At 70.0% G+C, this 10,952-nt stretch carries 11 protein-coding genes; 7 read left to right on the top strand and 4 right to left on the bottom strand.

The window, feature by feature from the left end; translation table 11 throughout:
* Positions 1 to 119: 119 nt before the first annotated feature.
* The 4 genes from pheT to rpmI all read right to left on the bottom strand — a co-directional run bounded on the left by pheT (position 120) and on the right by rpmI (position 4,352).
* Positions 120 to 2,537: a phenylalanine--tRNA ligase subunit beta gene (gene pheT, locus AAHM41_RS35870; protein WP_342241427.1), complete on the bottom strand. Its 2,418-nt coding sequence runs from the start codon at positions 2,535 to 2,537 to the stop codon at positions 120 to 122.
* Between the two features lie 27 nt (positions 2,538 to 2,564).
* A complete protein-coding gene (pheS, locus tag AAHM41_RS35865; RefSeq protein WP_342241426.1) occupies positions 2,565 to 3,641 on the bottom strand; it encodes a phenylalanine--tRNA ligase subunit alpha in 1,077 nt (358 codons plus the stop codon).
* A 126-nt stretch (positions 3,642 to 3,767) separates the two neighbouring features.
* Complete coding sequence (gene rplT / locus AAHM41_RS35860) at positions 3,768 to 4,133, bottom strand: 50S ribosomal protein L20 (RefSeq protein WP_342241425.1); 366 nt, start codon at positions 4,131 to 4,133, stop codon at positions 3,768 to 3,770.
* A gap of 18 nt (positions 4,134 to 4,151) precedes the next feature.
* Positions 4,152 to 4,352, bottom strand: coding sequence for a 50S ribosomal protein L35 (gene rpmI / locus AAHM41_RS35855; protein ID WP_342241424.1), 201 nt, complete (start codon positions 4,350 to 4,352; stop codon positions 4,152 to 4,154).
* Positions 4,353 to 4,551: 199 nt separating this feature from the next.
* Between rpmI and AAHM41_RS35850 the strand changes: the two genes are divergently transcribed.
* From AAHM41_RS35850 to AAHM41_RS35820, 7 genes are all read left to right on the top strand, one after another.
* On the top strand, positions 4,552 to 5,742 hold the full coding sequence (locus AAHM41_RS35850; RefSeq protein ID WP_342241423.1) for an aspartate aminotransferase family protein: 1,191 nt from the start codon (positions 4,552 to 4,554) through the stop codon (positions 5,740 to 5,742).
* Positions 5,735 to 6,652 carry an ornithine carbamoyltransferase gene (gene argF, locus AAHM41_RS35845; RefSeq protein WP_342241422.1) on the top strand — a complete coding sequence of 306 codons (918 nt, stop codon included), beginning with the start codon at positions 5,735 to 5,737 and terminating at the stop codon, positions 6,650 to 6,652. The genes AAHM41_RS35850 and argF overlap by 8 nt, the downstream gene beginning before the upstream one ends.
* A 2-nt stretch (positions 6,653 to 6,654) precedes the next feature.
* Positions 6,655 to 7,548: an Hsp33 family molecular chaperone HslO gene (locus AAHM41_RS35840; protein WP_342241421.1), complete on the top strand. Its 894-nt coding sequence runs from the start codon at positions 6,655 to 6,657 to the stop codon at positions 7,546 to 7,548.
* A 175-nt stretch (positions 7,549 to 7,723) separates the two neighbouring features.
* Complete coding sequence (locus AAHM41_RS35835; protein ID WP_342241420.1) at positions 7,724 to 8,296, top strand: hypothetical protein; 573 nt, start codon at positions 7,724 to 7,726, stop codon at positions 8,294 to 8,296.
* Positions 8,297 to 8,396: 100 nt separating this feature from the next.
* Positions 8,397 to 9,266, top strand: a complete 870-nt coding sequence (locus AAHM41_RS35830) for a UTP--glucose-1-phosphate uridylyltransferase (RefSeq protein ID WP_342241419.1) — start codon at positions 8,397 to 8,399, stop codon at positions 9,264 to 9,266.
* A 42-nt stretch (positions 9,267 to 9,308) separates the two neighbouring features.
* Positions 9,309 to 10,631, top strand: coding sequence for a UDP-glucose dehydrogenase family protein (locus AAHM41_RS35825; RefSeq protein WP_342241418.1), 1,323 nt, complete (start codon positions 9,309 to 9,311; stop codon positions 10,629 to 10,631).
* A 35-nt stretch (positions 10,632 to 10,666) separates the two neighbouring features.
* Positions 10,667 to 10,933, top strand: coding sequence for a hypothetical protein (locus AAHM41_RS35820; RefSeq protein ID WP_446719514.1), 267 nt, complete (start codon positions 10,667 to 10,669; stop codon positions 10,931 to 10,933).
* The last annotated feature ends 19 nt before the right edge of the window (positions 10,934 to 10,952 follow it).

The raw sequence follows: 10,952 nt of genomic DNA, 5'->3' as shown, positions 1-10,952 counted from the left end.
TGATGCAGAGACTGTCGACGGCAGCGCAGGCCGCCCCTGGATTGCCGTCCTCGGGCTTGACCCGAGGATCCGCCCGGCAATGACAGGAAAGGGAAACGGCGAGGCGGAGCGAGCTCGCCCTACCCCCGCAGCGTGCCGCCCTGCTTCTCGACCGCGGCGACGATCTTCCTGCCCACGGCCTCGATCGCCTCGTCGGTCAGGGTGGCCTCGACCGGCTGCAGCGTCACCGCCAGCGCCAGCGACTTGCGGCCTTCCGGCACGCCCGGGCCGCGATAGACGTCGAACAGGGCGACGTCGGCGACCAGCGCCTTGTCCGCGCCCTTCGCCGCCTTGAGGATGCGGTCGGCCGGCACCGATTCCTCGACCACGAAGGCGAAGTCGCGCAGCACCGGCTGGAACGCCGCCAGCTTCAGCAGCGGCTTGGCCGTGCCGGCCTTCTTCTTCGGCTGCGGCACGGCGTCGAGGAACACCTCGCAGCCGACCACCGGCCCGTCGACCGCCAGCCCCGCCAGCACCGCCGGGTGCAGCTCGCCGAAATGGGCCAGCACCGTCGGTCCCAGCCGCAGGCAGCCGGAACGGCCCGGATGGTACCAGTCCGGCGCGTCGCTCGAGACCGCGAGGTTGGCGACCGGCGCGCCCGCCGCCTCCAGCGCCGCGATCGCGTCGGCCTTGGCGTCGAACACGTCGGCCGGCCGCGGCGGCTGCGCCCAATGGCGCGGGCCGCTCGATCCGGCGCGGACCGCGGCGGCGACCATGGCCTGGCCGGTCTCGGTAGCGTCGCGATAGGCCGGGCCGATCTCGAACAGCGCCGCGTCCGGCAGGCCGCGCGCGGCGTTGCGGCCGGCCGCCCGGATCAGGTTCGGCAGCACCGAGGGCCGCATCGTGTCGAGATCCGACGCGATCGGGTTCAGCAGCTTCAGCCCGGCATTCTGGAAGCCGAACCAGCCCGCGTCGCGCCCGTCCATGAAGGACCAGGTCACCGCCTCGTCCAGGCCGCGGGCCGCGAGGGTGCGCCGCACCAGCTCGCGCGCCTTCTGCGCCGGGCTGAGCGCCGGCTGGGTCAGCGAGGTCAGCTTCGGCAGCGACACCGCCGGGATGACGTCGTAGCCATTGACCCGCAGCACCTCCTCGACCAGGTCGGCCTCGCCCTGCACGTCGCCGCGCCAGGACGGCACCGCCGCCTGGATCAGCCCGTCGGCGCCGTCCGAGACGCCGAAGCCGAGCGCCGACAAGATCGACACCTGCCGGTCGCGCGGCACGACGACCCCGCCCAGGCTCTCGACCCGGGCCGGGCGCAGCGTCAGGGTCCTGCGCCAGTCCGGCTCATGCCCGGCGATCACGAGTTGAGAGGCCTCGCCGCCGCATAGATCCAGGATCATCCGGGTCGCCTGCTCGATGCCGACGACCACCGCCGCCGGGTCGACGCCGCGCTCGAAGCGGTAGCGCGCATCGCTGCTGATGCCGAGCGCCCGGCCGCTCATCGCCGTGCGCACCGGGTCGAACAGCGCCGCCTCGAGGATCACCTCGGTGGTGGCCTCGGACACTCCGGTCGACGCCCCGCCCATGATGCCGCCGAGGCTGAGCGGGCCGCTGTCGTCCTCGATCACGGTGACGCCGGCGCCGAGCGTGTAGGTCTTGTCGTTCAGCGCCGCGAGCGTCTCGCCGCCCTGCGACAGGCGCAGCCGCAAGCCACCGCGGACCTTGCCCTGGTCGAAGACGTGCAGCGGCCGGTTGCGGTCGAAGGTGAAGTAGTTGGTGATGTCGACCAGCAGCGAGATCGGCCGCAGCCCGATCGCCTTCAGCCGCGCCTGCAGCCAGGCCGGGCTGGGGCCGTTCCTGACGCCGCGGAACACCCTCGCGGCGAACATCGGGCAGGCCGAGGCGGCGTCGGCCGGGAAGTCGAGGCCGATGGTCAGGTCGGTCTTGAAGCGGCCCTCGACCGGCGTCTCGTCGAGCGGCTTCAGCGTGCCGAGGCCGGCGGCGGCGAGGTCGCGGGCGATGCCGCGGATGCCGGCGCAATCGGCCCGGTCCGGGGTCAGCCCGATCTCGATCACCGGGTCGTCGAGGCCGCGCCAGGCGGCGAAGGAAGCGCCGAGCGGCGCGTCGTCCGGCAGCTCGATGATGCCGTCATGCTCGTCCGACAGGCCGAGTTCGCGCTCCGACACCAGCATGCCGTTCGAGGCCTCGCCACGGATCGTCCCGGCCTTGAGGTCGACCTTGGTGCCGGGGATGTAGGAGCCGGCCGGCGCGAACACGCCCTTCATGCCGGTGCGGGCGTTGGGCGCGCCGCACACCACCTGCACCTCGCCCTGGCCGGTGTCGACGATGCAGACCCGCAGCCGGTCGGCATTGGGGTGCTGCACCGCCGATTTGACATAGGCGATGGTGAAGGGCGCCAGGTCGGCGGCCGGGTCCTCGACGCCGTCGACCTCGAGGCCGAGGCTGGTCAGCGTGTCGGTGATCTCGCCGAGAGACGCCCCAGAGACTCCCTGGGGGATGTCGAGATGGTCCTTGAGCCAGGACAGGGTCAGCTTCATGGTCGCGGTCTCGCTGCGGCGGGCGGTCTAGCGGGTCAGGCCGGTGGCCAGCGAAGGCACGTCGAGCGGCACGAAGCCGTAGTGCTTCAGCCAGCGCAGATCGGCCTCGAAGAAGGTGCGCAGGTCGGGGATGCCGTATTTCAGCATCGCCGGGCGCTCGATCCCCATGCCGAAGGCGAAGCCCTGGTAGCGGGTCGAGTCGATGCCGCAGGCGTCCAGCACCTTCGGATGGACCATGCCGCAGCCCAGGATCTCGAGCCAGTCGCCGTAATTGCCCAGCTTCAGCTCGCCGCCCTTGCGCGAGCAGCCGATATCGACCTCGGCCGACGGCTCGGTGAAGGGGAAGAAGCTGGGGCGGAAGCGGAGCGGCAGGTCCGGCAGGTCGAAGAAGGCGCGGCAGAACTCGATCAGGCAGCCGCGCAGATGGCCCATATGGATGGCCTCGTCGATCACCAGCCCCTCGATCTGATGGAACATCGGGGTGTGGGTCTGGTCGTAGTCCGACCGGAAGGTCCGGCCCGGCGCGACGATGCGGATCGGCGGCTGCTGCGACAGCATGGTGCGGATCTGCACCGGCGAGGTGTGGGTGCGCAGCACCGCCGCCTTCCCGTCCGGCCGGTCCGGCAGATAGAAGGTGTCGTGCATCTGCCGCGCCGGATGCTCCGGCGGGATGTTCAGCGCGGTGAAGTTGTGCCAGTCATCCTCGATGTCCGGGCCTTCGGCGACGGTGAAGCCCATCTCGGCGAAGATCGCGATCATCTCGTCGCGGGTCTGGCTGATCGGGTGGATCCGGCCGGTCCGCTCCGGCCGCACCGGCAGGGTGACGTCGACCGTCTCGCGCGCCAGCCGGGCGTCCAGCGCCGCGCGCTCCAGCTCCGCCTTGCGGGCGTCGAGCAGGGCGGTGATCTCGTCCTTGGCCACGTTCAGGGCCGCACCGAAGGCCTTGCGCGCCTCGGGGTCGAGGTCGCGCAGGCCCGCCATCAGGCCGGTCAGGCTGCCCTTCTTGCCCAAGGCCGCGACCCGCACGGCGTCCAGCGCCGCAAGGTCCTGGGCCTGGGCCAGCGCCGCGGCCACGTCGCGCTTCAGCGTCTCTACCTGTTCCATCGCCTGTATCCTCGATGGGTCCCGGTTGTCCGGGGGTCGGCAACCGGCCATGAAAAAGGGGCCGAGCCCTCAGGCCCGACCCCCGCTTCCTTTCGCTCTATCCGATCCCGCCGGGGCGGGAGGGGATCAAGCGGCGTTCTTGAGCGCGGCCTGGGCCTGATCGACCAAGGCCTTAAACGACTCCGGCTCGCGCGTGGCGATGTCGGACATGACCTTCCGGTCGATGTCGATGCCGGCCAGCTTGATGCCGTGCATGAACTTCGAATAGGTCAGGCCGTGCTCGCGCACGCCGGCGTTGATGCGCTGGATCCACAGGCCGCGGAAGTCGCGCTTCTTGTTGCGGCGGTCGCGGTAGGCATAGCGCAGCGCCTTCTCGACCTTCTCGATCGCGACGCGATAGTTGGTCGAAGCGCGGCCCCGATAGCCCTTGGCGAGCTTGAGGATCTTCTTGTGGCGGGCGTGGCTGGTGACGCCGCGGGAAACTCGTGCCATGTGTCAGCGCTCCTCTGCTCAGCCGTTGACCAGGAGATAGCGCTTCACCTTCGTCGCGTCGGCGTCGCACATGATCTTGGTGCCCTGGTTCCGCTCCTTGGCCGCCTTGGTCTTGGTCAGCAGTCGGTGGCGGCGATAGGCCGAGTTGTAGCGGACCTTGCCGGAGGCGGTCAGCCGGAAGCGCTTCTTGGCGCTGGAATGGGTCTTCATCTTGGGCATTTTCGGTCCTTCCGACGGAAGAATGTGGATGGGTGGTTGGGCATGCCCCGGGGATCGGACCCCGGCCTCGCCACCCGAACGGAGCGCGCGTTATAACGACACGGGCGCGCGTTGACAAGCGCCGCATAAGCTGGGCTTAGTCGCTCCCTTCCCGCAACCACGAGACTCTGACCGAGACTCACTCGCAGCGAGCCTATCCATGATTCCCGCCGTGATGCCGACCTATGCGCGTGCCGACCTCGCCTTCGAGCGGGGCGAAGGGGCGTATCTGTTCGGGACCGACGGGCGACGATACATGGACCTGATCGCCGGGATCGGGGTCTGCGCCCTGGGCCATTCCCACCCCCATCTGGTGCAGGCGCTGCAGGACCAGGCGGCCAAGCTGTGGCACACCTCGAACCTGTACCGGATCCCGGGCGGCGAGCGCCTGGCCCAGCGGCTGGTCGACGCCACCTTCGCCGACACGGTGTTCTTCACCAATTCGGGCGCCGAGGCCTGGGAAGGCGCGGCCAAGCTGGTGCGCAAGTACCACTACACCCGCGGCAACCCGAAGCGCTGGCGGATCATCACCGTCACCTCCAGCTTCCACGGCCGCACCCTGGCCGCGATCTCCGCCGCCAAGGGCGAGAAGCTGATCAAGGGCTTCGGCCCGCTGGTCGACGGCTTCGACCAGGTCGCCTGGGGCAACCTGAACGAGCTGCGCGCCGCGATCACCGACGAGACCGCCGCGATCTGCATCGAGCCGATCATCGGCGAGGGCGGCATCAAGGTGTCCAGCCCGGAATATCTGCGCGAGCTGCGCCGCGTCTGCGACGAGTTCGGCCTGCTGCTGTTCTTCGACGAGATCCAGTGCGGCTACGGCCGCACCGGCAAGTTCTTCGCCCATGAATGGGCGGGGATCACGCCGGATGTGATGTGCATCGCCAAGGGCATCGGTGGCGGCTTCCCGCTCGGCGCCTTCATGGCGACCGAGGAGGCCGCCTGTGGCATGACCCCGGGCACCCACGGCTCGACCTATGCCGGCAACCCGCTGGCCATGGCGGTCGGCAACGCCGTGCTGGACGTGGTGCTGGCCGACGGCTTCATCGCCGGGGTCGAGCGCACCGGCCAGCACTTCAAGGCCGAGCTGGAGGCCCTGGTGAAGCGCCACCCGGCGGTGCTGCAGGAGGTGCGCGGCACCGGCCTGATCCTGGGCCTGAAATGCGTGCAGCCGAGCGACGAGATCGTCGTCGATCTGCGCGCCGCCGGCCTGCTGACCGTGGGCGCCGGCGAGAACGTCGTCCGCATCCTGCCGCCGCTGACCATCGGTGCGGCGGAGATCGCCGAGGCCATCGCCATCTTCGACAAGGTGTTCACCGCCCGGGCGGTGAAGGCGGTCGCGAATGGCTGACATCCGGCACTTCACCGACCTGCACCACCTGCCGAAGTCCGATCTGCGCCAGATCATCGACCGGTCGATCGAGCTGAAGCAGACCGATCCGCGCGGTGCGGCGTCGAAGCCGCTGGCCGGCCGCACCCTGGCGCTGATCTTCGAGAAGCCGTCGACCCGCACCCGCGTCTCCTTCGAGGTCGGCATGCGCCAGCTCGGCGGCGAGGTGGTGATGCTGACCGGTACCGAGATCCAGCTCGGCCGCGGCGAGACCATCGGTGACACCGCCCGGGTGCTGTCGCGCTATGTCGACATCATCATGCTGCGGACCTCGGACGAGGACCGGCTGCGCGAGATGGCCGAGAACGCCACGGTGCCGGTGATCAACGGCCTGACCGACGAGACCCATCCGTGCCAGCTGATGGCCGATGTGATGACCTTCGAGGAGAAGCGCGGGCCGATCGCCGGGCGCGTCGCCGCCTGGACCGGCGACGGCAACAACGTCGCCCGGTCCTGGATCCGCGCCGCCGGCATGTTCGACTTCGAGCTGCGCCTGGCCTGCCCGGACGAGCTGTCGCCGCCGGCCGACCTGATCCAGTGGGCGCATCGCGAAGGCGCCCGCGTCTCGGTCGGCACCGACCCGGAGACCACGGTGCGCGGCGCCGACCTGGTGGTCACCGACACCTGGGTGTCGATGGGCGACAAGGACGCGCCGTCCCGCCACAACCTGCTGCGGCCCTACCAGGTCGATGAGCGGCTGATGGCGCAGGCCAAGCCGGACGCCCTGTTCATGCACTGCCTGCCGGCCCATCGCGGCGAGGAGGTGACGGACGGGGTGATCGACGGCCCGCAATCCGTGGTCTGGGACGAGGCGGAGAACCGCCTGCACGCCCAGAAGGGCATCCTGCTGTGGTGCCTGGGGGCGCTGTGACGATGGTGCCTGTCACGACCGGGGGGGACGACCTCATCCTCCCCTTCCAGATCGAGGCGTCGGGGCTGCGCGGCCGGCTGGTCCGGTTCGGCCCGCTGCTCGACGACATCCTCGCCCGCCACGCCTATCCCGAGCCGGTCGCCCATCTGCTGGCCGAGACGGTGGTGCTGACCGCGCTGCTGGCCAGCGCCCTCAAATACGAGGGCGTGTTCACCCTGCAGGCCAAGGGCGACGGGCCGGTGCGGCTGGTGGTGGCCGACGTCGCCAGCGACGGCGCGGTCCGCGCCAACGCCCTGTTCGACGAGGCTCGGCTGGCGGGCACCGCCACCACGGTGCCGGCGCTGCTGGGCAAGGGCCACCTGGCCTTCACCGTCGACCAGGGCCAGGACACCGAGCGCTACCAGGGCATCGTCGACCTGTCCGGCGAGACGCTGTGGGAATGCGCCCAGCATTATTTCCGCCAGTCGGAGCAGTTGCAGGCCGGGCTGCGCTCGGCCGTCCGGCACGGTGAGACCGGCTGGCGCGGCGGCGGCATCATGTTGCAGCGCCTGCCCGACCCCGAGAAGCAGGTGCCGACCGACCGCGAGGACGACTGGCGCCGCGCCATGGTGCTGCTCGGCTCCGCCACCGATGACGAGCTGACCCAGCCGGCCCTGTCCGGCGAGGCGCTGCTGTTCCGCCTCTACAATGAGGACGGCGTCCGGGTCTTCCCGCCCCAACCGATGCGCTTCTCCTGCCGCTGCTCGCGCGAGCGGGTGGCGTCGATGCTGAAGTCGATGCCGAAGGCGGAGATCGAGAGCCTGGCCGTCGACGGCCGGGTCGAGGTCGCCTGCGAGTTCTGCAACACCCGCTACGATTTCGACCGGGGCCAGCTCGCGGCCCTCTACACCGCCTGAATTCCTGCCCAACTTCGGCCAACGATCTCATCAAAGATGTGATGCCCGGGCTCGATCGGCATCCAGAGGCTGTCGAGACCTTCTGGATTGCCGGTGCAAGCCCGGCAATGACGATCAGGAAAAGCTCCAGTTCGGAGCGTTTGCTCTCAAGCGTGTCCTTGACCTGGAGAATCCGATGCCCCACCCGACTCGTCGCAGCCTGTTCGCCGGCGCCGGCCTCCTGCTGCTCGCCGCCTGTGGCGGGCCGGAGCTGGCGGGCGTGGCGCCGGTGTCCTTCGCCGGCCGCCCGCCGATCCGGCTGAACCTCGCCCGCATCGACACCATCGACCGGTCGGTGCCGGCCGCGACGCAATCGGCGCAGAGCCCGGCGGCGGCGATCCGCGGCTGGGGCGCCGCCCGGCTGCAGGCCGGCGGCCGCGCCGGTGCGGCGCAGCTGATCATCCAGGAGGCCGGCCTGACCCGGGAGCAGCTGGCGACCCAGGGCGGCCTGACCTCGATCTTCAAGGACCAGCCATCGCAGAAGCTGACGCTGCGGCTGGCCGCCCGGCTCGAGGTCGGGCCGGTCGGCACCTTCACCGGCGGCTATACCGACGTCAGGGTCGAGCGCTCGACCACCGTGACCGACGGCTCCAGCGTCGCCGACCAGAGCCGCGCCGAAGCTGGCCTGCTGCAGGACGGCATGAATGAGTTCGACCGGCAGTTCGAGGCCAACATCCGGCAATATCTGGCGCCGCTCCTGCTGCCGTGACGGCCGGACCCCGCCCGATTTCCCTTTCGCGCCGCTCTGTGGCACAAGGCAGGATGTGAAGCGTTCATAGCGGGTGTCCCGAGTTTCAGAGAAGGCATTCATGTCTGAACCCGTCAAGGTCGCCGTCTTCCCCGTCGCGGGTCTCGGCACCCGGTCGCTGCCCGCCACCAAGGCAGTGCCGAAGGAAATGCTCTGCGTCGTCGACAAGCCGGTGCTGCAATACGCGGTCGAAGAGGCCAAGGCCGCCGGGATCGAGGAGTTCGTCTTCGTCTCCAGCCGCGGCAAGACCGCGCTGGAGGACCATTTCGACGAGAATGCCGAGCTCTATGCCACGCTGGAGGCCCGCAAGAAGGCGGAGCAGCTGAAGGCGGCGCGCGACGCCGAGCTGCCGCCCGGCCAGTTCAGCTTCGTCCGCCAGGCCCAGCCGCTGGGTCTCGGCCACGCCGTCTGGTGCGCCCGCCACCTGGTCGGCAACCGGCCCTTCGCGGTGCTGCTGCCGGACGAGATCTTCAAGTGCCGGACCCCGCTGCTGGCGCAGATGGCGAAGGCCTATGACACCCATGGCGGCAACCTGATCGCGGTGCGCGAGGTGCCGAAGGCGCTGACCTCGCGCTACGGAATCCTCGCCATCGGCCAGGACGACGGCACGGTGGCCGAGGTCACCGGCCTGGTCGAGAAGCCGAAGCCGGAGGACGCCCCGTCCGACCTCTCGGTCGTCGGCCGCTACATCCTGCAGCCGGAGGTGTTCAGCCATCTCGACCGGCAGGAGCGCGGCGCCGGCGGCGAGATCCAGCTGACCGACGCGATGGCCCGGCTGATCGGCAGCCAGCCCTTCCACGGCGTGCGCTTCGAGGGCGACCGCTTCGACTGCGGCGACAAGGTCGGCTTCATCGCCGCCAACCTGGCCTATGGGCTGGACCGGCCGGACCTGTCCGCCGCCCTGCGCGAGGCTGTTTCCCGCTATCTTTGACCCGGCCGGCCCGACCGGCGGACTATTGGAGTACGCGGCCCTATGCGCATCGCGATGATCGGAAGCGGCTATGTCGGCCTCGTCTCCGGCGCCTGCTTCTCGGAATTCGGCCATGACGTCGTCTGCGTCGACAAGGATCCCGGTCGGATCGAGCAGCTGAAGCGCAACGAGATGCCGATCTACGAGCCGGGTCTCGACGTGCTGGTGGCGAAGAACGCGACCGCCGGGCGGCTAACCTTCACCACCGACCTGCCGGCGGCGGTCGACGGCGCCGATGCGGTGTTCATCGCCGTCGGCACGCCGAGCCGGCACGGCAACGGCCATGCCGACCTGACCTATGTCTTCGCCGCGGCCGAGGAGATCGCCCGGGCGCTGACCGGCTACGCTGTGATCGTCACCAAGTCGACGGTGCCGGTCGGCACCGGCCGCAAGGTCGCCGAGGCGATCCGCAAGGCCCGGCCGGACGCCGATTTCGACATCGCCTCCAACCCGGAATTCCTGCGCGAGGGCTCGGCGATCGGCGACTTCATGCTGCCCGACCGCGTGGTCATCGGCGCCGAAAGCGAGCGGGCCGGCAAGGTCCTGTCCGACATCTACCGGCCGCTGTACCTGATCGAGCGGCCGATCGTGACCACGGCGCTGGAGACGGCGGAGCTGATCAAATACGCCGCCAACAGCTTCCTGGCGATGAAGGTGACCTTCATCAACGAGGTCGCCAACCTGTGCGAGCAGGTCGGCGCCAATGTCCATGACGTCGCCCGGTCGCTCGGCCTGGACAACCGCATCGGGCCGAAGTTCCTGCATCCCGGCCCGGGCTATGGCGGTTCCTGCTTCCCCAAGGACACGGCCGCCTTCGTGCAGAACGCGCGCGAGGCCGGGGCCCGGCAGCACCTGATCGAGACCGTCATCGAGGTCAACGAGGCGCGCAAGGTCGAGATGGCCGAGCGGGTGATCGCCGCCTTCGGCGGCAGCGTCGCCGGCCGGGTCATCGCCGTGCTCGGCCTCGCCTTCAAGCAGAACACCGACGACATGCGCGACGCCCCGAGCCTGACCGTGGTGCCGATGCTGCAGCGGGCCGGGGCCAAGATCCGCGCCTACGACCCGGCGGCGATGAAGGAAGCGCGCAAGCTGCTGACCGACATCGACTACACGGCCGGCGCCTATGAGGCGCTGCATGGCGCCGACGGCGCCGTGGTGCTGACCGAATGGAACGAGTTCCGCGCCCTCGACCCGGCGCGGATGATAAAGCTGATGGGCGGCCCGGTCTTCGTCGACCTGCGCAACGTCTACAAGCCGGCCGACATGCAGGCGGCCGGCTTCCACTACCACAGCATCGGCCGCCCGGTTCCGGGCTCGGCCGGCTGAAACCACAAGACCCCTCCGAGGACCGTACCCCGATCATGACCCATAGCTTCCACCCGACCGTCCTGCGCGAATACGACATCCGCGGCGTCATCGGCAAAACCCTGAACGCCGCCGATTATCGGGCCGTTGGCGCCGCCTTCGGCACCATCGTCCGGCGCAAGGGCGGCCGGCAGGTGGTGGTCGGCTATGACGGCCGGCTGAGCTCGGTGGAGCTGGAGGCAGCGCTGGTCCAGGGCCTGGCCTCGACCGGGATCGAGGTGGTGCGGGGGGGGGGGGGGGGGCCCCCCCCGCGGGTTTTTTAGCACAACCACCCGGACCCCC

The organism is Inquilinus sp. OTU3971 (assembly GCF_038440215.1).
The sequence above is the reverse complement of the archived record's forward strand: the minus strand, read 5'-3'. Positions and strand labels throughout refer to the sequence as shown.